This is a genomic window from Oryzomicrobium sp. (assembly GCF_021287045.1).
In the GTDB taxonomy this organism is placed as follows: domain Bacteria; phylum Pseudomonadota; class Gammaproteobacteria; order Burkholderiales; family Rhodocyclaceae; genus Oryzomicrobium.
The window spans coordinates 65,496-85,989 of the sequence record NZ_JAJTBG010000003.1 but is presented as its reverse complement, the minus strand read 5'-3'; the positions used below and the strand labels follow the sequence as shown (position 1 = coordinate 85,989).

The 20,494-nt window shown below is 68.3% G+C and carries 12 protein-coding genes; 5 read left to right on the top strand and 7 right to left on the bottom strand.

Features of this window, described 5'->3' with window-relative positions:
• Positions 1-24: 24 nt before the first annotated feature.
• The 5 genes from LWW89_RS04045 (at position 25) to typA (ending at position 8,659) form a co-directional block, all read left to right on the top strand.
• Complete coding sequence (locus LWW89_RS04045; protein WP_293261462.1) at positions 25-2,523, top strand: FtsX-like permease family protein; 2,499 nt, start codon at positions 25-27, stop codon at positions 2,521-2,523.
• A 499-nt stretch (positions 2,524-3,022) separates the two neighbouring features.
• Positions 3,023-5,182 (top strand): YgiQ family radical SAM protein, encoded by a 2,160-nt coding sequence (locus tag LWW89_RS04040; protein ID WP_293262166.1) that lies wholly within the window; start codon positions 3,023-3,025, stop codon positions 5,180-5,182.
• 86 nt (positions 5,183-5,268) lie between these two features.
• On the top strand, positions 5,269-5,700 hold the full coding sequence (locus tag LWW89_RS04035; RefSeq protein WP_293261459.1) for a group II truncated hemoglobin: 432 nt from the start codon (positions 5,269-5,271) through the stop codon (positions 5,698-5,700).
• A gap of 90 nt (positions 5,701-5,790) precedes the next feature.
• Positions 5,791-6,756 (top strand): DUF535 family protein, encoded by a 966-nt coding sequence (locus LWW89_RS04030; RefSeq protein WP_293261456.1) that lies wholly within the window; start codon positions 5,791-5,793, stop codon positions 6,754-6,756.
• A gap of 52 nt (positions 6,757-6,808) precedes the next feature.
• Positions 6,809-8,659, top strand: a complete 1,851-nt coding sequence (gene typA / locus LWW89_RS04025; protein WP_293261453.1) for a translational GTPase TypA — start codon at positions 6,809-6,811, stop codon at positions 8,657-8,659.
• Between the two features lie 85 nt (positions 8,660-8,744).
• Here the strand turns inward: typA and LWW89_RS04020 are convergent, their stop codons facing one another.
• The 7 genes from LWW89_RS04020 to LWW89_RS03990 form a co-directional block, all read right to left on the bottom strand.
• On the bottom strand, positions 8,745-12,062 hold the full coding sequence (locus LWW89_RS04020) for an EAL domain-containing protein (protein WP_293261450.1): 3,318 nt from the start codon (positions 12,060-12,062) through the stop codon (positions 8,745-8,747).
• A 221-nt stretch (positions 12,063-12,283) separates the two neighbouring features.
• A complete protein-coding gene (gene moaA / locus LWW89_RS04015) occupies positions 12,284-13,366 on the bottom strand; it encodes a GTP 3',8-cyclase MoaA (RefSeq protein ID WP_293261447.1) in 1,083 nt (360 codons plus the stop codon).
• A 171-nt stretch (positions 13,367-13,537) separates the two neighbouring features.
• Positions 13,538-14,098 carry an elongation factor P gene (gene efp / locus LWW89_RS04010; RefSeq protein ID WP_293261444.1) on the bottom strand — a complete coding sequence of 187 codons (561 nt, stop codon included), beginning with the start codon at positions 14,096-14,098 and terminating at the stop codon, positions 13,538-13,540.
• A 39-nt stretch (positions 14,099-14,137) separates the two neighbouring features.
• Positions 14,138-15,346, bottom strand: a complete 1,209-nt coding sequence (earP, locus tag LWW89_RS04005) for an elongation factor P maturation arginine rhamnosyltransferase EarP (protein WP_293261441.1) — start codon at positions 15,344-15,346, stop codon at positions 14,138-14,140.
• A 62-nt stretch (positions 15,347-15,408) separates the two neighbouring features.
• Positions 15,409-16,509 carry a class I SAM-dependent methyltransferase gene (locus LWW89_RS04000; RefSeq protein WP_293262163.1) on the bottom strand — a complete coding sequence of 367 codons (1,101 nt, stop codon included), beginning with the start codon at positions 16,507-16,509 and terminating at the stop codon, positions 15,409-15,411.
• A gap of 253 nt (positions 16,510-16,762) precedes the next feature.
• Positions 16,763-18,889, bottom strand: coding sequence for an HlyD family efflux transporter periplasmic adaptor subunit (locus tag LWW89_RS03995; RefSeq protein ID WP_293261438.1), 2,127 nt, complete (start codon positions 18,887-18,889; stop codon positions 16,763-16,765).
• Complete coding sequence (locus LWW89_RS03990) at positions 18,886-20,490, bottom strand: HlyD family efflux transporter periplasmic adaptor subunit (protein WP_293261435.1); 1,605 nt, start codon at positions 20,488-20,490, stop codon at positions 18,886-18,888. Before LWW89_RS03990 ends, LWW89_RS03995 begins: the two co-directional genes overlap by 4 nt.
• Positions 20,491-20,494 lie beyond the last annotated feature (4 nt).

Sequence of the window (20,494 nt, the reverse complement as noted above, 5' to 3'; positions counted from 1 at the left end):
CGACGTGAGCGACCCCCGACCGCCATGCGCCTGCCCCTGACCCTGCGCCTGCTCTGGCGCGACGCCCGCGCCGGTGAGCTGCGTCTGCTGGCTGCCGCCCTGGTGATCGCCGTGGCGGCCTTTTCGGCGGTGGGCTTCTTCACCGACCGGGTGCGCGAGGCCCTGGGGACCGAGGCCCACCAACTGCTCGGTGCTGATCTGCTGCTGGTGGCCGACCATCCCTGGCCCGACGCGGCCCGGGCCGCCGCCCACCGCCAGGGGCTGACCCTGGCCGAGACGGTGACCTTCCCCAGCATGGTGAGCGCCGGGCAAGGGGAGGGAGCGGTGACCCAGCTGGCCGACATCAAGGCCGCCACCGCCAACTATCCGCTGCGCGGTCGCCTGCGCATCGCCGACGGCCCCGGCCTGCCCGACCGGGAGGCACAGGATGCCCCGGCCCCGGGCAGTGCCTGGGTCGAGGAACGCCTGGCCACCGGCCTGGGGGTGGCAGTCGGCGACACGGTGAGCGTGGGCGAAACCCGCCTGCGCGTGGCGGCCCTGCTCACTCTGGAACCGGACAAGGGCGTCAATTTCTTCGCCCTGGCGCCGCGCCTGCTCATGAGCCAGGCCGATCTGGCCGCCACCGGCTTGCTCCAGGAGGGCAGCCGGGCCTCCTACCGGCTGATGGCGGCGGGGCCGGCGCCCCGAGTGGCCGCCTACCGGGATGCCATGGAATCGCATCTGGGCCGGGGCGAGCGTCTGGAGGATGCCCGCTCAGCCCGGCCGGAAATCCGCTCGGCCCTGGACCGGGCGCAGAAATTCCTCGGCCTGGCGGCCCTGCTGTCGGTGGCCCTGGCTGCCGCCGGGGTCGGCCTGGCAGCGCGCCGCTACGTGCAGCGCCACCTGGACCCCTGTGCCATCCTGCGCTGCCTGGGAGTGACCCAGGGGCGCCTGCTCGCCCTCTACGGCGGCCAGTTGCTCGCCCTGGCGACCCTGGCCTCCCTGGCCGGCGTGGCGCTAGGTTTCGTCGCCCACTACGGGCTGTACCGGGGCCTGGCCGGATTGATGCCGGCAGCGCTGCCGGCGCCGTCCTGGCGGCCCGCCGCCGCCGGGCTGGCCTGTGGCTTCGTCCTGCTGTTCGGTTTTGCCGGCCCGCCGTTGCTGCAGCTGCGCCGGGTGTCCACCCTTCGGGTGATCCGCCGCGAACTGGGCGCGCCGGAAGGCGGCGCCCTGGGCATCGCCCTGGCCGGGCTGGCGGCGCTCTTCGCCCTGATGGTGTGGGTGGCCGGCGAGCTCAAGCTGGCGGCCTTCGTCGCCGGCGGCCTGCTCGGCGCGGTGCTGCTCTTCGCCCTGGCCGCCCGGGGGCTGGTGGCCCTCACAGGCCGGCTCGCCCGGGCCGTGCCCACAGCCGGCTGGGGCTGGCGCCAGGGCCTGGTGTCCCTGGCGCGCCACCGGGGCGCGGTGGTGGTGCAGATCGTCGCTCTGTCCCTCGGGGTGACGGCCTTGCTGCTGCTTTCGGTGACCAGGGCCGACCTGGTGGCCGCCTGGCGCCAGGCGGCGCCGGCGGACGCACCCAACCGCTTCGTGGTGAACATCCAGCCCGAGCAGCGCCGTGAAGTGGCCCGCTTCATGGACCGGGCCGGCCTGGCGGCGGACCTGGCGCCCATGGTGCGCGGCCGGCTCACCGACGTTTCCGGCCGGCCGGTGTCGGCGGCGGACTACGTCGAGGAACGGGCGCAGCGGCTGGTGGAGCGGGAGTTCAACCTTTCCTACGCGGCCGACCTGCCGGCCGGCAACACCGTCACCGCCGGGCGCTGGTTCGCCCCGGGGGAGAAGAAGGTGGCGTCGGTGGAGGAGGGGCTGGCCAAGACCCTGGGGCTGAAGGTGGGGGACGATCTGACCTTCTCCATTGCCGGGGAGCCGGTGACCTTGAAGATCGTCGGTCTGCGCCGTCTCAACTGGGACTCGATGCGGGTCAATTTCTTCGTCCTCACCCCGCCCGGGGTGCTGGAGCCCTACCCGGCCAGCTGGATCACCAGCTTCCACCTGCCGGACGAGGGCGCCAACGCCACGGCGGCCCTGGTACGGGCCTTCCCCAATCTGACGGTGATCGACGTGGGCGCCATCCTGCGCCAGATCCAGTCCATGCTCGACCAGGTGGTTCAGGCGGTGCAATTCGTCTTCCTGTTCACCGTCGCCGCCGGGCTGGTGGTGCTCTACGGTGCCCTGGTGTCGGCCTTCGACGAGCGCCGCCGGGAGCTGGCGGTGATGCGCGCCCTGGGGGCCCGCAGCGCGCAACTGCGGCGCAGCCTGATGGCCGAATTCGCCGCCGTGGGCGCCCTGTCGGGTCTGCTCTCGGCGGTGGCGGCGGAAACCATCGGCTGGGTGGTGGCGCGCCAGGTGTTCGACCTGGACCTGGCGGTGAAGCCTTGGCTGCCCCTGGCGGCCGCCCTGGGCGGCGCGGTCCTGGTGAGCGCCGCGGCCTCCCTGGGCATTTCCCGGCTACTGGAAACGCCGGCGTTGATCGCCCTGCGCAGCGAGTAGCCGGGGCATGGAGCGGCGCTCGTGCGGAGCGCTGCATTCGAACGTGACGGAGCAACTGCCTGAGGGAAACGAGCCATGTCCGGCCGTCTCCGGCTGTGCCTGGCAGTGACTTCGGGTAGAATGGAGGCCATTGATTCGCCTCGCTTTCTTTCCGGCCGGACGGTGCCCGCAGGTTCGTATGTCCGGCCGTCATGCCGCAGGAGAAGGCGGGCGCCTTGAACGCCCCGAATGGGGCGTTGCACATCGTGCGACGTATTTGCCGGGCACTTTTTTGGTGCGGCCCGGTCTCAGGCAGCCAGCCTGGATTTTTCCCGAGTTTTCTATGCCGTCAGTCAAGGCCGATCCGGCCGCCGCTTCCGCCGCCTCCGTGGCGGTGCCTGGTTCTTCCGCTTCCTCCGCTTCCGCCGCTGCGCCTTCAGGCCTGACCGCGTCGCCCAAACCGCTTTTTTCCTACCGGAAATACTGGGCCAGCCGCTTCGGCACCGCCCCCTTCCTGCCCATGAGCCGGGAGGAGATGGACAAGCTGGGCTGGGATTCCTGCGACATCATCCTGCTCACCGGCGATGCCTACATCGACCACCCCAGCTTCGGCATGGCCCTGATCGGCCGGCTGCTGGAGGCCCAGGGCTTCCGCGTCGGCATCATCAGCCAGCCCAACTGGCATTCGGCCGAGGACTTCAAGCGCCTGGGCAAGCCCAACCTGTATTTCGGCGTGACCGCGGGCAACATGGATTCCATGGTGAACCGCTATACCTCGGACCGGAAAATCCGCTCCGACGACGCGTACACCGCCAACGCCGAGCCCAACAAGCGCCCCGACCGGGCGGTCACCGTCTATGCCCAGCGCGCCCGGGAGGCCTATCCGGGCACGCCGATCATCATCGGCTCGATCGAGGCCTCGCTGCGCCGCATCGCCCACTACGACTACTGGAGCGACAAGGTGCGCCGCTCGGTGCTGCCCGACTCCAAGGCCGACCTGCTGCTCTTCGGCAACGCCGAGCGGGCCCTGGTGGAGGTGACCCACCGCCTGGCCAAGGGCGAGCCGGTGGAGTCGATCCGCGACGTGCGCGGTACCGCCTTCATGGTGCCCCGGGGCTGGAAGCCCGGCGCCGACTGGAGCGAGCAGGATTCCCGCACGGTGGACACCCCGGGCAAGGTGGAGGCCCACAAGGACCCCTACGCCATGGAAGAAACCCCGTCCAGCGGCGGCTCCTGCGCCACGGGGGAGGGGAGTGGCACGGCCGCTGTTCAGCCCGTCCGCATCGTCGGCAAGGAAGAGCGCCTCGCCGCCCGCCGCGCCGAGCGGGCCAAGACCGTGCTGCGCCTGCCGTCCTACGAGCAGGTGGTGGACGACCCGGTGCTCTACGCCCACGCCTCGCGCACCTTCCACCTGGAGGCGAACCCGGGCAACGCCCGCTGCCTGGTCCAGGCCCACGGCGAACGGGATGTGTGGCTCAACCCGCCGCCGATTCCGCTGACCATGGCCGAGATGGATGGGGTGTACGGCCTGCCCTACGCGCGCAATCCGCACCCCGGCTACGGCGGGGCCAAGATTCCGGCCTGGGAGATGATCCGCTTCTCGATCAACATCATGCGCGGCTGCTTCGGCGGCTGTACCTTCTGCTCGATCACCGAGCACGAGGGGCGCATCATCCAGAGCCGCTCGGAAGAGTCGATCCTCCACGAGATCGAGGAAATCCGCGACAAGACCGAGGGCTTCACCGGCATCATCTCCGACCTGGGCGGGCCCACCGCCAACATGTACCGGCTGGCCTGCAAGGACAAGAAGATCGAGACGTCGTGCCGGCGCCTGTCCTGCGTCTTCCCCGACGTGTGCGAGAACCTCAACACCGACCACGGCCACCTGATCCAGCTCTACCGCAAGGCCCGGGCCATTCCCGGGGTGAAGAAGATCCTGATCGGCTCGGGCCTGCGCTACGACCTGGCGGTGCGCTCGCCGGAGTACGTAAAGGAACTGGTCACCCACCACGTCGGCGGCTACCTGAAGATCGCCCCGGAGCATACCGAGGAAGGCCCACTCAACAAGATGATGAAGCCGGGCATCGGCACCTACGAGCGCTTCAAGCAGATGTTCGAGAAGTTCTCCAAGGAGGCGGGCAAGGAGCAGTACCTGATCCCGTATTTCATCGCCGCCCACCCGGGCACCCGGGACGAGGACATGCTCAACCTGGCCCTGTGGCTCAAGCGCAACAACTTCCGCCTCGACCAGGTGCAGACCTTCCTGCCCACGCCCTTGGCCATTGCCACCGCCATGTGGCACACGGAAAAGAACCCGCTGCGCAAGGTCGGCCAGGACAGCGAGACGGTGCCCATCGTGCGCACCGGCCGCCAGCGCCGCCTGCACAAGGCCTTTTTGCGCTACCACGATCCGGAGAACTGGCCGATGCTGCGGGAAGCCCTCAAGGACATGGGCCGGGCCGACCTGATCGGCAACGGCAAGAAGCACCTGATCCCACTCTTCCAGCCTGCCGGCACCGGTCTGGGCAAAGGCGGTTGCGGCCGCGGCGGCGTCGGCCGGGGGCCGGCCAAGCCGGGTATGTCCCGCTCCGCGCCCCGGGGCAGTTCACCGGCCGCTCCCCGCAACGCCAAGCCTGGCGTGGCTTTCGGCAAGGGGCCTGTGAAGAGTCGCGCCAAATAAGGCGCTGCGGGCACACCTTGTGAAAGTGCCCGTCCCTATTGGGTTTCCAGCCATCCATTTTTTGACCAACCGAATCCGTTGATCCGATGAGCGACACCAGCGCAGCCACCCAGACCCCGCAACGCGACGACAGCGCAGAGGTCACGCCCTACGACATGATCGGTGGCGAGGCCGCAGTCCGTGCCCTGACCGACCGCTTTTACGACCTGATGGACCTGGAGCCGCGCTTCGCCGAGCTGCGCGCCATGCATCCGGAAGACATGGCCGGCGCCCGGGACAACCTGTTCTGGTTCCTCTCCGGCTGGCTGGGCGGCCCCCAGCTGTTCGTCGAGCGTAAGGGCCATCCCATGCTCCGCCGCCGCCACATGCCGTTTTCCATCGGCGAGAAGGAGCGGGACCAGTGGGTCCAGTGCATGGTCCAGGCCATGGAGGAGGAGGGCGTCGATGAAGCCCTGCGCACCCGCCTGGCGGTGTCCTTCTTCCAGACGGCGGATTTCATGCGCAACCGGGAGGGGTGAGCGCGTCTGACAGGAAGTCAGGGTTTGTCAGCTTTTTGGGAGAAAGTTGTTGATACAATTTGAAACAACTTTTTCCAGGTTTCGACGAAATTGATTTTTCATAGAAAAGTCAGGGAGTTATACCCATCGGGTACGCTCCAGGGCTGGCGCAACCGCATCAAGCTGAGCGCCCGCCGCCTGTTCAATTATTCCCGGACTGCGGCCTGGTGGGCGTTTCTCGACCAGCCGGCCATGCGGCCGATCGCCAAGCAGCACTTCACCCTGTTCGAAGTCATCCACCGGCCCTACCTGCATCGGGGCTGGTCGGGGGCGCAGCGCTATGTCGCGGTCCTGGGGCACTACCGGCTGGTGGAATCGTTGCGCGACTTCTCCTTCTACGATGCCCACCTGCGTCCTGTCAGCCTGTGGACCGACGAGATCGAGGGGCGGCGCGTCGAACTGGCGCTGCACAAGGACCGCCGCTTCTGCCGCGAGGGCGAATTGGCCCTGAGCCTCTTCGTGGACGGCCAGCGCCAGCTGTCCCTGGCCTTCCTCCTGGCCGAGCTGGAATCGCGCCGGGTGATCTATGTCGGTTGCCTGCAAGGCACCAGCGCGCCGGATTGCAAGGAAACCCTGGCGGCCTGCACCCGGGCCATGCACGGCCTGCGCCCCCGGGATCTGCTGCTCTGGGCGCTGCGCCAGATCGGGCAGGAAATCGACGCCCAGGACATCTACGCCATTTCCCACCGCTTCCAACAGTACGCGAGCTGGCATTACACCTTCGGCGGCGGCAAGACCATCCAGGCCAATTACGACGATGCCTGGACCGAAGCCGGCGGCGTGGCCCTGTCCAACGGTTTCTTCCACCTGCCGATGCAGGTGGAGGAGCGCCCCCTGTCCGAGGTCAAGTCGTCCAAGCGCGCCATGTACCGGCGGCGCTACGAGATGCTCGCCGCCATGCGGCAGGAGATCCTTGTCAGCCTGCGCTGCCGGCTCGGCCCGGTGGCGGAGGGGGCTTCCCCTGTAATGCAATCCCGGGCCGCGATGCCGCCCCGTGTGTTTCTGTCAAGTTGTTGACTCCCGCTTCTGCTATGATTCAGCCCTTTTGATTTTCGGCTGAACCCTCTCCATGTCCTCCGTCCGTCCCATCCGCAACGTCGCCATCATCGCTCACGTCGACCATGGCAAAACCACCCTCGTCGACAAGCTCCTCCAGCAGGCCGGTACCTTCCGCGCCAACCAGCAGGTGGAAGAGCGGGTCATGGACTCCAACGACCTGGAAAAGGAGCGGGGCATCACCATCCTCGCCAAGAACACCTCGGTGGATTACGAAGGTGTGCACATCAACATCGTGGACACCCCGGGCCACGCCGACTTCGGCGGCGAAGTGGAGCGGGTGCTGGGCATGGTGGACGGCGTGGTGCTGCTGGTGGACGCGGTCGAAGGCCCCATGCCGCAGACCCGCTTCGTCACCAAGAAGGCTCTGGCCCTGGGCCTCAAGCCCATCGTCGTGGTGAACAAGGTGGACCGGGACGGCGCCACCCCCGACAACGCTGTGGACCTGACTTTCGACCTGTTCGACAAGCTGGGCGCCACCGACGAGCAGCTGGACTTCCCCATCGTCTACGCCTCCGGCCTGAACGGCTGGGCCGCCATGTCCCTGGACGCGCCGCGCGAAGACATGCGCCCCCTGTTCGAGACCATCCTGAGCCACGTGCCGGCTCCCGATGCCGACCTCGACGGCCCCCTGCAATTCCAGATTTCCGCCCTCGACTACTCCAGCTACGTGGGCCGCATCGGCATCGGTCGCATCAAGCGCGGCCGGGTCAAGCCGGGCCAGCAGGTGGTGGTGATGTTCGGCACCGAAGAAGAGGCTGCCGCCCACGAGCGCAGCACCATCAAGGCCAAGATCAACCAGGTGTTCGGCTACAAGGGCCTGAATAAGGTGGAGCTGGACGAAGGCCATGCCGGCGACATCGTCCAGGTGACCGGCATCGAGGACCTGGTGCTGGGCTGCACCATCGCCGACCCGGACCAGCCGGAAACCCTGCCCCTGCTCAAGATCGACGAGCCGACCCTGTCCATGCAGTTCATGGTGAACACCTCGCCCCTGGCCGGTACCGAAGGCAAGTTCGTCACCAGCCGCCAGATCCGCGACCGCCTGCACAAGGAACTGCTCACCGACATGGCGCTGCGCGTCGACGACACTGCCAACGCCGACGTGTTCGACGTGTGCGGCCGTGGCGAACTGCACCTGTCGATCCTGCTCGAGAACATGCGCCGCGAAGGCTTCGAAATGGCCGTGGGCCGTCCCCGCGTGGTGACCAAGACCATCGACGGCGTGGTGTACGAGCCGTACGAGATGCTCTCGGTGGACGTGGAAGAGCAGCACCAGGGCGGCGTCATGGAATCCCTCGGCCTGCGCCGCGGCGACATGCAGGACATGGTGCCGGACGGCCGCGGCCGGGTGCGCATCGAATACCGCATTCCCGCCCGGGGCTTGATCGGCTTCCAGGGCGAATTCATGAACCTGACCCGCGGCACCGGCCTGATGAGCCACGTGTTCGACGAGTACGCCCCCACCAAGGAAGGCCAGGTGGCCGAGCGTCGCAACGGCGTGCTGATCTCCCAGGACGACGGCGAGGCCGTGGCCTACGCCCTGTGGAAGCTGCAGGATCGCGGCCGCATGTTCGTCAATCCGGGCGACAAGCTGTACGAAGGCATGATCATCGGCATCCACAGCCGCGACAACGATTTGGTGGTGAACCCGATCAAGGGCAAGCAGCTGACCAACGTGCGCGCCTCCGGCACCGACGAAGCGGTGCGCCTGGTGCCGCCGATCCAGCTGACCCTGGAGTCCGCCATCGAATTCATCGCCGACGACGAACTGGTGGAAATCACGCCCAAATCCCTGCGTATCCGCAAGCGCCACCTCAAGGAGCACGATCGCAAGCGTGCCTTCCGCGAAGGCAACAACTAAGCGCACTGCACTAGGCGCACGAACAACGGGCGGGTCTTCGGACCCGCCCGTTGTCGTTTAGAGCCGGTAAAAAAGGGATGGGCGGTCAGGCGGTCTTGCCCGTGGGGGTGCGGGAAGCCGCGTACTCGGTGACGAAGGTTTCGAATTCGCTCACCGGCAACGGAGGGCTGAACAGGTAGCCCTGCATGACGTGACAGCCGATCCCGGCGACGAAATCCCGCTGGGCCGGGGTCTCCACACCCTCGGCCACCACGGTTAGCCCCAGGCTGCGGCCCAGGGAGAGGGTGGCGGCGGTGATGGCGGCATCCTCAGCGTCGCCGGGCAGGTCCTGGATGAAGGAGCGGTCGATCTTCAGCTGGTCCAGGGGGTAGCGCTTCAGGTAGGCCAGGTTCGAGTAACCGGTGCCGAAATCGTCCAGGGACAGGCTCAGCCCCAGTTCCTTGAGGCTGGCGAGCTGGCGCTCGATGTCGCCGGTGGGCTCCATCAGGGCGCTTTCAGTCAGTTCCAGTTCCAAGCCAGCCGGGTCGGCGCCGGTCTGGGTGAGGGTGCGCCGGACCAGGGTGACGAAGCCGGAGCGGCGGAACTGGAGGGCCGAGATGTTGACCGCGATGCGCGGCACCGGCAGGCCGCTCTTGCGCCAGGCCACCTGCTGGCGGCAGGCCTCGGCGAGCACCCAGTTGCCGAGCTCGACGATCAGGCCGGACTCCTCGGCAAGGGGAATGAACTGGGCCGGCGGCACCAGCCCCTTTTCTGGATGGCGCCAGCGGACCAGGGCTTCGGCGCCGATGATGCGGCCGCTGCCGGCGGCGATTTGGGGCTGGTAGTAAAGGGCCAGCTCGTTGCGTTCCACGGCGCGGCGCAATTGGTTTTCCATGAGCAGGCGCTCGTAGGCCCGGGCGTCCATTTCCGCGGTGAAGAACTGGAAGGTGTTGCGGCCGCTTTCCTTGGCGCTGAACATGGCCGTATCGGCGTGCTTGACCAAGGTGTCGAAATCGGTGCCGTCCTCGGGGAAGACGGCGATGCCGATGCTGGCCGTCACGGTCAGTTCGTGCTGGTCGATGATGAACGGCTGGGAAAACTGCTCGACGATCTTGCGCGCAACGATGGCGGCCTGGGCCGGGAAGTCGATGTGGGGCAGCAGCAGCATGAACTCGTCACCGCCGATCCGGGCCATGGTGTCCTCGTCCCGAATGCAACTGCGCAGCCGCTCGGCGGCCACGCCCAGGAGGCGGTCACCGATGGGGTGGCCCAGGGTGTCGTTCACCTTCTTGAAGCGGTCCAGGTCGATGAACAGCAGGGCCATGGGATGGCTCTGGCGCTGGGCGGCGGCCAGGGACTGGTTGACCCGGTCGCGCAGCAGGGAGCGGTTGGGCAGCCCGGTCAGGGTGTCGTAGTGGGCCAGGTAGTGGATGTGGGCCTCGGTTTCCCGGCTGCTGGTGACGTCCTGCAAGGTGCCAAGCAGCTTGACCAGCACGTCGTTACGGTGGCGTGCCTCGATCTCCAGGTGCACCAGGCGGATGCGCCCCTCGGCATCGGTGATGCGGGTGTCCAGGGTGGTTGAGGCGCGGCCGGCGCGCAGTTCGGCCAGGGTGGCTTCCCAGCCCGCCCGCTCGTCGGGGAGGAAGCGGGAGGCAAGCAATTCCAGGGTGGGCGGCGCCTGCCCCGGCTCCAGTCCCAGGATGCGGTACATCTCGTCCGACCAGATCATGTCGGGTACGGCGTTCGCCTCCCAGGACCAACTGCCCAGGCGGGCGATCTGCTGGGCATAGGCCAGGGATGCCCGGTTGGTCTCAAGCACGGTCTTGGCCTGGCTCAGTTCGGCGGTACGCTGCTCCACCAGCAGGTGGATGCGCTGGGCGTGGGCCGTGGTAATGAGCAGGAAGGCGCCCAGCAGGGTCATCAGCAGCAAGGCGCCCAGCAGCAAGGTCCAGGGTTCCCAGCTGCGGTGGGTGGCCAGGTAATCTGGACTGGCGGTGAAGCGGATTTCCCACTGCCGCCCGGCGAAGGGGAACAGGGTCTCGTAGACGAAGGGCGAACCGGGGGCCGCCGTTCCGCAGCCCGGCGCCCCGGCCAGGTGCTGGGGCGAGGCGATGACGGTGCGGTCGGTCAGGCACAGGGCCACCCCGGCGGGAAGGGCGGCCACTAGGTTCGCCAGGGTGTCGTCGAGCCGGAAGGCGGTGTAGACGACGCCGACGAAGCGGGGACGGCTGAACTTGGGGCGCTGGAATACCCCCTGGTAGACCACCACGCTCAGCTTCTGCTCCGGGTCCTGGACCAGGCGCAGGGCGGCGGAGGCCTGGGGTTCACCATTCAGCCGGGTATTGGCGATGGCCTGGCTGGCCGGAGCGATGGACAGGAGGTTGAGCCCCACGGCCCGAGTGTTGAACGGGGTGGGTTCGGCGTACAGCACGGGCAGGTATTCGTCGGCCGATGCCGGGGTATGGGGCTCGGTATCGCGACTGCCACGGTCGTATAGACGGAACTGGGGATGCTCGACGAGCATGCGCCGTTCCAGCGCCGGCAGGCTGGCCGCGGAGGTAAGTTCCGCCCAGCCGATCACCGCCATGCCGGGGTAGTGCTCGAACCAGGGAGCGGTGAACATGTGGAAGGAATCCCGGGAGACTTCCGGGCTGGTGGTGAGGTGGCGTTCCACCGAGCGCAGTACCGTGATCTGCTCGGTGAACCGGGAACGCAGCAGTTGGGCCTGGACCCGGGTGTCCCGCTCGAACTGGGCGTACAGGTTGTCCACTTCCCGGCTGGTGGCCTGAAGCAGGGCCAGGGTCATGAAGAAACCGGCCAGCAGGAAGGGCAGGACGATGCCCAGGCGGCGCCGGTCCCAGTCCGCCGACCGGGGGCTGAGCAGGGCGATCAGGATCGGGGCGGCGATCACGGTGCCCATGGCATCGCCGATCCACCAGTTCCACCAGGCGAACGGCGCTTCCGCCTTCGGCAGGATGCCCAGGCCCAGGAGCCAGCCGACGGACCAGGAAGGATTCAGCAGACAGCCGGCCAGGCAGCCCAGCAACAAGAAGCGCAGGATCGTCCCCACCTGTTCCAGGGTACTGGGAAAGCCCACGTAGCGGCGCACCAGGGCGGCCCCCAGCCGGGCCTGGAGTGTGGCGCCGACGGCGATGGCAAAGGGGGCGAGCCATTGCGTTCCCGCGTAGCCGTGTTCCCAACCCAGGAGCAGGTTGAGCAGGAGCGAACCGAGGCCGGCCGCCAGGGCCAGCCGGTTGCCGTAGAGCAGCACCGCCGCCAGGGCGATGCCGGCGGAGGGAAAGAGGGGAGAGACGATTTCCGGGCGGGCGGTCAGCCGCACCGCCAGCCAGCCCGCCACGGCATAGGCGAGCGCTGTGCCCAGGAGCAGGGGAAGCGAAGGACGGCGTGCAGCGAGGGGCGGCATGGGCGATGGGAACGGTGGAGAGTGGCCGGTTCCGGAAAATACCCGATGGGGCGTGCCTGCAAGCAGGGCGGATTCACGATGGACACCGTGCCAGCCGATGGTATCCCGGAGGCCCTGGGAAAATTAATTTTTTTTGTGCATTTTTGCCCATTGCCCGCTATCTGCCGGGCGGCAGCCGGGGCAACGGGAATGGGCGCCGGCGCGGTGCCCGGAGGCGGGCTTCAGCCGCCGGTCATGGACATGAAGCGCACCACCCGGGGGGCGTCCATCTGGGTGGTGAAGTCGTGGGCCTTGGGTTTGATGCCCATCACGCCGCGGATCGCCTCGGTGAGGGGCTGGCGGTCGTCCGGATGGGCGCGCAGCAGGGGCAGCAGCTGGACGGCGTCGTTGTGCCCCAGGCAGGGGTAGAGCTCGCCCTTGGCGGTGATGCGCACCCGGTTGCAGGTGTCGCAGAAATTGTGGCTGTGGGGAGAGATGAAGCCCACCCGGGTCTCCGACCCGGGAATGCGCCAATAGCGGGCCGGTCCGCCGGAGGATTCGTCGCTGGCTTCCAGGGTGAAGTGGCGGCCGAGCAGTTCCAGGGCCTCGTCGCTGGAAAAATAGGTGGCGGTACGGCCATGGCCGATGTCGCCCAGGGGCATTTCCTCGATGAAGGAGATGTCCACGCCCCGGTCCATGGCGTAGCGCACCAGGTCCGGAAATTCATGGTCGTTCACGCCGCGCATCATCACCGTGTTCAGTTTCACCCGGGAAAACCCGGCGGCCACGGCGGTGTCGATGCCGCGCAGCACCTTGGCGATGTCGCCGGTGCGGGTGATCTCATGGAAGCGCAGCGGGTCCAGGGTGTCCAGGCTGACGTTGATGCGCTTGACGCCCGCGGCGCGCAGGTCGGGAGCGAAACGCTCCAGCTGGGAGCCGTTGGTGGTCAGCACCAGTTCGCGGATGCCGGGCACCTGGCCGATCTGGCGGAGCAGCCAGAGGGCGTTCTTGCGCACCAGGGGTTCGCCGCCGGTGATGCGCACCTTGTGGACGCCGAGCTCGGCGAAGGCGCGCACGATCTCCAGGCACTCCTCCAGGCTCAGCACTTCGCTGCGCGGCAGGAAGGTCATGTCCTCGGACATGCAGTAGTGACAGCGGAAGTCGCAGCGGTCGGTGATGGACAGACGGATGTAGGTGATGCGGCGCCCGTACTTGTCCAGCAGGGTTCCGGCGGCGTGGCGCGAGGTGTCGGCGCGGGGGGGGACGAAGGCCGAACCCGGGGTGGCGGAACCAGAATCGTTGCTGTGGAGCGTTTCGTTGTGCATGAAGAGAGTGTCCGCTGGCTGCTGGCGCCAGAATCGCCCGGAGCGCTTCGGGCGCCCATGACCGAGGTCAAAAACACTGACAGCGGGCTGCCGGATGAATTCCCGGGATTATGGCGCGAGGCCAAGAAAAAAGGCAGCCGAGGCTGCCTTTTTCCGGCGCGGGGGCAAGGCTTACTTGACCCGGTTGCGGTACTCGTCGGTGCGGGTGTCGATTTCGATCTTGTCACCGATTTCGACGAAGGCCGGCACCGGCAGCTCGAAGCCGCTGGGCTTGATGCGGGCGGGCTTCATGACCTTGCCGGAGGTGTCGCCCTTGACGGCGGGCTCGGTGTATTCGACTTCGCGCACCACGGAGGTGGGCAGTTCCACGGAGATGGCCTTGCCGTTGTAGAAGACCACTTCACAGGCCAGGCCGTCGTCCAGGTACTTGAGGGCGTCTTCCATGTTCTCGGCTTCCACCTCGAACTGGTTGTACTCGGCGTCCATGAACACGTACATGGGATCGGCGAAGTAGGAGTAGGTCACTTCCTTGCGGTCGAGCATCACCTGCTCGAATTTTTCGTCGGCCTTGTAGACGGATTCGCTGGCGGAACCGGTGAGCAGGTTCTTCAGCTTCATCTTCACCACGGCGGCGTTGCGGCCGGACTTGTTGTATTCGGCCTTTTGCACCACCAGCGGGTCGTTGCCGACCATGATCACGTTACCGGCGCGGAGTTCCTGTGCGGTCTTCATCGTTGCGTTCCTGGGTAGATCGGAGGAAATAAAAACCCGCTATTTTAACCTGTTAGCGCAAAACCGCACCAGCGCCGCCGCCAGATTTTCCTGGTTGGCCAGCCGGTCGCACCACGCCTCGGCATGAGCCGCGAGGGCGGGCAGTGCCGTGCTGAAGGCGGCCCAGGCGCCGGCCAGGCCGGCGTCGCCCGGCGCCGCGTCGTTCCAGGCTCGCCAGAAGCCGGTCAGGGCATCCGCGGCGGCAGTGGGCAGGCCGGCGCGGTAGCGTTCCAGAAAGGCTTCCAGCTTGATGCGGTGGGCCTCTTCGTCCTGGGGGTAGATCTGCCAGACGAAGGGCCGGGCCGCCCACTGGGCGCGCACGAAGGAATCCTCGCCGCGCACCAGGTTGAGGTCGGCGCTCCACAGCAGCCGGTCGAAGCCGTCCTGGGGCAGGAAGGGCAGGGGATGCAGGGTCAGGGCGCCCACCCGCAGGGGCCGGCCTTCGTTGAGCGCCTCGCCGCTCCAGGCCGAGGCCGCTTCCCGGGCGTGGCGGTCGAGCAGCAGCAGGCGCGTGGGGGGCGCATCGTGGCCGTTCATGGCCTGGAACAGGTCGGCCAAGCGGGGGCTGGCGTAGGCGAAGAGATTGACCAGCTGCTCGCCAGGAGCCAGGTCGATGCCCTGGGCGGCGAGAAAGGCCTGGCGCTCGCCGCTGCCCGGGGCCTGGAAGCGGCAGCGCGCCTCGATCAGGTCGGCTTCGCGCAGCAGCCCGCCGGTGCGCGGCGTGAAGCCGGGAAAGAAGAAGTGCTTGTCCAGACCGAGGCGCGGGTGGCGCGAAACCATCCGGTGGCAATCCTCCACCCAGGCTTCGGCAGACAGGTATTCCAGGTTGAGCCAGACCGGGGGCGGCGACTGGCGGGCCATGGCGGCCTCGGCCTCGTCGGGCAGCGGGCAAGCGAAGGCTTCCACCACCACCTGACCCAGGTCGGCGGGCACGGCAAAGGGGCTGCCTTGGCGGGGCCAGTGATGCACGGTAACGCCGTTCAGGCTCTGCCGTTCCCGGCCCGAATCCAGTCCGGGGGCGAGGCGGGAGAAGGCGCTCAGGTCGTCCACCCACAGGCGCACCTGCTGGCCGTAGTCGTGGGCCAGCTGCCGGGCCAGGCGCCAGCAGACGCCGATGTCGCCGTAGTTGTCCACCACGGCGCAAAAGATTTCCCAGCGCAGGACGGGGAAATCGTTCCGGGACGCGTCGGGAGGTGCGGTATCGGGCATGGCGGTGGTAGGGACAAAAAGCGGAGGCACCCCGGATGGTGGCCGGGGGGAGGTTCAGCGCCTCAGTCCGGCAGCAGGGTGCGGAAGACGGGGGGCAGCAGGCAATTTTGCAGGCTACGCTGGCCGAAGATGTAGCGGCCGTCGCAGACGAAGCCCAGTTCGTCCCAGTCCACGGCGGTGTTGAGCAGCTCGACGGCCCGTGCCAGGTCGATGCCCGGATGGCGGGGGAAGAGACCGAGCAGGGCGCCGTCGAAGTTGGGGCAGGCGTGGAGGAAGAAGGGCGCCTTGCGCCTGGTCCGGCCGTTCACGTAGATGCGCGGGCCGCTCAGGGCGGGCAGGCCCCGGCCCCATTGCCACCAGTTGGTTTCGTCGAAGCGCTTGATGCGCCGGGTGATGAGCCGGCCCTTGTGGGGTTCCAGGTGGGGGTGGCGCACGTCGAACAGCATGCGCCGGGTTTCGCCGGTTTCGGCGGTCTTGGAGCAGACGAACTCCAGGTTGCCGTCGGGGTGCTCGAACAGGTCGTCGGCGCCGGAGACCGCGCCCACCTTGACTTCGAACAGGGCCGAGAAGGGCAGGCGCTGCTCCTGGTCGCCGCTGGCGAGAAAGAGCAGTTGCCCGTCGGCCAGGGTGAAGGTCCGGCCGTCGTGCAGGCGGCGGTCGAAGCGCCCCTTCTCGAAGCGGAAGATGGCACAGTTGGGCACCGCACCCTCGAAGATGCGCGCATCGCCGGTTTCGAGGAAATCGGTGATGGTGCCCTGGGCGAACAGCCAGGTATTGAGGCGCCGGGCAGCAGTGAGCTTGAGGAAGTCCCGGGGCACGATGAAGATCAGCTCGCCGCCGTGCTCAAGATGCTGCACCGCCTTCTCGATGAAGAACAGGAAGAGGTTGGAGCGGGCATCGAACAGGTCGTGGGGCAGGCGCCGTCGCGTGGCCGGGCGGATGTCCTGGTAGCGCACGTAGGGCGGGTTGCCGATCACCGTGGCGAACTTCTCCCGCACCGGATAGGCGAAGAAGTCGCCGACGATGGCGCCGGGCGGTGCCACTCGAGGGTCGATCTCGATGGCCACGCACTCGCCCCCCTCCGCGGCGATGGCCCGGCTGAAGGCGCCGTCGCCAGCCGAGGGTTCCAGGGTGCGACCCCGGTTGCGGCGCAGGTCGAGCATCGCCTGCACCACGTCGGGCGGGGTAAATACCTGGCCCAGGCCGGCGACATTGCGGCCGGCGGCGGCGGGGGAGGGACGGCGGGGGGCGGGCACGGGAATGGGCGGGTGTGGTGCGGAAAGCGGCGGTGAAAAATCGGTGGACGACGATCTCGGCAGGCGTCAGCCGGCGCGGATTATCGCACTGTTGGCGCCCCGGCTGCAGGAAGCATGGCACGGGGCCGTGCCGGTGCCGCCCGGGGCGGGAGGCCGCCTGCTACCAGCCCGATTCCCGTACCAGCACGGCCAGGGCGGTGCGCAGGAAGTCGCCGAGCAGGGTCTTGGGAGTGCCGTAGATCACCAGATGGCCGCGCTGAACCTTGTCGGCCTCCCGGGCACCGGCGGCATCCTCGACCCGCAACACCACCCGGTAGACCGCATGGTCGGGCACCAATTGGCCCTTGCGTTCGCGCACGATCAGCTCGCCGCCGTGGCTGTTGGCCAGGATGGGGTCGGACAGGGCACGGGTGGCATCCCGGTCCACGCTGGCCACGCGCAGGCCCAAGGTGGGCAGCCCGCGGGTTTCGGGATAGAAGCGCCCGCCGTCGCCGACCTGGATGCGGGCCACCTCGCTCTCGCTCAGGTAGGTTTCCACCTGCCACTGGCCGGGGTCGGTGAGCACCGCCAGGGGCTCGATGCGGCTGACCCAATCGCCGGGCCGCAGGTCCGGCTGGAGGTCGCGCAGCACGCCGTCGAAGGGGGCGGTCAGAACGTAGCGGCCCCGCTCCCGCTCGGCGCCATCCTGTTCGCTGACGGCGGTGGCCAGTTCTTCCTGGGTGATCAACTGGCGGGCGCGCAGGGTGTCGTCGAAGCCTGCCACGTCCACCTGCCAGCCGAGGCGCTCGACCCGCTGGGTGGATTGCCGGGACCGGTATTCGGCATCGGGCGATTCCAGCACCACCAGCGGCGTGCCGGCGGCGACCCGGGTGCCGGCGGGCACCGGCAGGGACACCACCCGGGCGCTGCCGGGGGCGAACAGGGGGTAATGGCGGGCGGTGCGCAGCACACCCTGGCTGCCCACCTGGAAGTTCCACGGTACCAGGCCCACCAGGACGATGGCGGCGGCGATCCAGGCGCTGCGCCGGGCTCGGGGGCTTTGCCGGATACGGGGCCAGCGTTCCCGCCATTCCTTGATCTCGTTCCACAGGGGCTTGAGCACGAACCAGCCGATCTCCACGGCGAAGAGGAACAACCCCAGGGCCTTGAAGAACATGTAATAGACCATGGCGGCGATGCCGAGGAACAGGGTCAGGCGGTAGATCCACACTCCCCAGGCGAACAGGATCAGGCTGCGCTGGCGGGCGGGCGGCAGGTGCTCGGGTACAGGCTCGCCCAGGGCGAACAGGCGTTCGCGCATGTCCCAGCGGGCCAGGGCGAAGGCCCGGCTGTGCAGGTTGGGGAAATCGAGCCAGTCCGACAGGAGGAAATAGCCGTCGAAGCGCATGAACGGGCTGGCGTTGATCGCCAGGGTCGAAATCCAGGTGGTAGTGGCGAGCATGAAGGCCACGCCGCGCAGGGTGCCGTCGGGCAGCAGGGCCCAGGCCAGGGTGGCCCAGGCGGCCACCACCGATTCGGTGACGATGCCGGCGGCGCCTACGGCGAGGCGGTCGCGCCGCCGGGTGAGCTTCCAGGCTTCGTTGACGTCGGTGTAGGCCACCGGCCACATCACCAGGAAGGCCAGGCCCATGGCCGGAACCCGGCAGCCCAGGCGGCGGGCGGTGAAGCCGTGCCCCAGTTCGTGCAGGATCTTGACGAATACCAGGGCCACGGCATAGCCGGCGGCGCCTTTCCAGCTCAGGGTGTCCACCAGGGTGGCGGAAAAGGTTTCCCACTGCCGGTAGACCTCCACCAGCCCGAGCAGCAGGACGAGGCCGGTGAGGCGGAAGAAGCCGCGGCCGTAGAACATCTCGACCTTGGGCAGCATCCGCTTCAGCCAGGCGTCGGGGCGTACCAGGGGCAGGCGGAAGAACAGGTAGTGGTGCAGCAGCCACTGGGTGACGGTGCTGTGGGTGGCCTTTTCCCGCTCCACCAGCCAGGCCGTGCCGCCGGGGCCGTCCACCCGGCACAGCTGGTTTTCCTGGAGAAAGCGCATCACCGCCAGCACCTCGTCGCTTTCCAGGTGCAGGGTGGTGGCCGCGCCGACGGCTTCGGCGATGGCCTCGGCCGTGCCCAGGTGCCAGTGGGAGAGGATTTCGAAGGTGGGCCAGTCGATGCGGAAAAAAGCGTTGCGCACCGGGTCCTGGAGGCTCCAGGTGGGGGCGCCGTCGGCGGCTGCCGGTCCGGGGTGCAGGGTCAGTTCTTCGCGCAGCGGGAGCAGGGGCGTGCTGGCCGGGGTGACGCTCATAGGCCGGTCACCTGTCGCAGGATGGCCAGGGGACGACGTAGCACCCAGTAGGACAGGGGCACCCAGGGGCCGCGAATCTTGGTGGTGCCCTTCATGCCTACCCGGGGCGGGGTCTCACCGGGTTCGAGGCGGGCGCGCAGCCGGTAGGCGTAGCTGGAATCGGGGCGGGGCACCGCCTCGTGGGCGTAGTAGCGCACCCGGGCTGAAACGGGGGAGAGGGGGGCCGCGTTGAGGTAGAGGGTCACCGCCGCATCCTCGGGAAGGGCAATGCCGTCCCCCAGGGTGATCCAGGCTTCCACCTCCACGTCGTGCTCGTCGGCCACGGTCATGATGCGTTCGCCGGTGTTCACCGGCTTGCCCACCCATTCGCTCGGGTCGTCCATCAAGGCGATGCCATCCAGGGGGGCGGTCACCTGGGCGCGGGCCAGTTGGGATTCCAGGTACTCGGCCTCGGTCCGACGCTCGGCGATGCGCCCCTGGAGCAAGGCCAGTTGGGCCTTGCTCTTGGCTTCGAACACGGCCTGCTGGGCCGACTGGCGGTATTCGGCCTCGGCCGTGGCCAGGCCCTGGCGGGCGACCTGGAGGCGCGATTCCAAGGTGGTCAGGTCGAGCTGGAAGAGGGCATCGCCGGCCTTAACCCGGCTGTTGGGCGATACGAAGAACTTATCCACCGTGCCTTCCAGGGGCGCCCGGATCACTGCCGGATGGGCCGGCACCAATTCGCCGGGGGCCAGGATGGTGAGGCGCACGGGAAAACACAGGAAAAGCAGGGCCAGGGCCGTGTAGCGGCGGCGGGGGCGTCGCCAGGTGGTCCGGCAGCCGTTCATCAGGGCCTGGCCGGCACGGCGCAGGGGGGCGCCCCAGCGCCAGGGGCGGACCAGGGTCAGGGTCAGGTCGCGCCAGGGCAGGCGTGCGAACCGTCCGGCTGCTGCCGAGATACCGTGCCACCAAGCCCGGGGGCTGCGCAGCGTATGCCAGAGGGCACGCATCTGTTCGCTGCTGGGCAAGGTTTCGGCCAGCCGGGTGCGCAGTTGCCGCAGGCGCGAGGCCGTGGACGGCCGGCGCAGATCGGCCCAGCGGTGGGCGCAGATGTCGGCCCATTCGGCCAGCAGGCCGGCTTCACCGGAACTCCATTCACCGTCCCGGGCCAACAGCAGGGCGCCATGCTGCGGCACTTCATCCTGACGGCGGGATGCGGTCACGGCCGGCAGGGGAAGCCACAGGGCGTGGCTGGGCAGCCATTCCTGCCATTCGGCGGCGAGCTCGGGGGGGAGCTGGCGGGCGTCCACCGCCCGGGGACCTTTTCCCTCGGCGGCATCGAAGGCGGCGCACACCCGTTCCAGCCATTGCACGTAAGGAGCGTTGGCTTCTGGGGAGACCACTCCGGACAGGCTGGCCACTCCCCGGTCGGCGAACCAGAGGACGCCCTGGCGGTAGGCTGCCAGGGCGTTGGTTTCGTTGACCATGATGAAGCCCAGTTCCGTCGGGGCCGTGGCATGGCGGGCCCGGCGGGCCAGGTGGAGCAGGGTGCCGAGGGCCAGGGCTTCGACGTTGGGGGCTTCGCCCTCGGGGGCGGTTGGGGCGGAATGGTGCGGCGTCATGGCA

Bases quoted from the DNA above. Each gene is read 5' to 3' on its own strand.
- earP (WP_293261441.1), bottom strand. From the start codon at position 15,346: ATGCCCGATACCGCACCTCCCGACGCGTCCCGGAACGATTTCCCCGTC.
- LWW89_RS04035 (WP_293261459.1), top strand. From the start codon at position 5,269: ATGAGCGACACCAGCGCAGCCACCCAGACCCCGCAACGCGACGACAGC.
- LWW89_RS03995 (WP_293261438.1), bottom strand. From the start codon at position 18,889: ATGAGCGTCACCCCGGCCAGCACGCCCCTGCTCCCGCTGCGCGAAGAA.
- LWW89_RS04020 (WP_293261450.1), bottom strand. From the start codon at position 12,062: ATGCCGCCCCTCGCTGCACGCCGTCCTTCGCTTCCCCTGCTCCTGGGC.
- LWW89_RS03990 (WP_293261435.1), bottom strand. From the start codon at position 20,490: ATGACGCCGCACCATTCCGCCCCAACCGCCCCCGAGGGCGAAGCCCCC.
- LWW89_RS04045 (WP_293261462.1), top strand. From the start codon at position 25: ATGCGCCTGCCCCTGACCCTGCGCCTGCTCTGGCGCGACGCCCGCGCC.
- typA (WP_293261453.1), top strand. From the start codon at position 6,809: ATGTCCTCCGTCCGTCCCATCCGCAACGTCGCCATCATCGCTCACGTC.
- LWW89_RS04040 (WP_293262166.1), top strand. From the start codon at position 3,023: ATGAGCCGGGAGGAGATGGACAAGCTGGGCTGGGATTCCTGCGACATC.
- moaA (WP_293261447.1), bottom strand. From the start codon at position 13,366: ATGCACAACGAAACGCTCCACAGCAACGATTCTGGTTCCGCCACCCCG.
- efp (WP_293261444.1), bottom strand. From the start codon at position 14,098: ATGAAGACCGCACAGGAACTCCGCGCCGGTAACGTGATCATGGTCGGC.
- LWW89_RS04000 (WP_293262163.1), bottom strand. From the start codon at position 16,509: ATGCTCGACCTGCGCCGCAACCGGGGTCGCACCCTGGAACCCTCGGCT.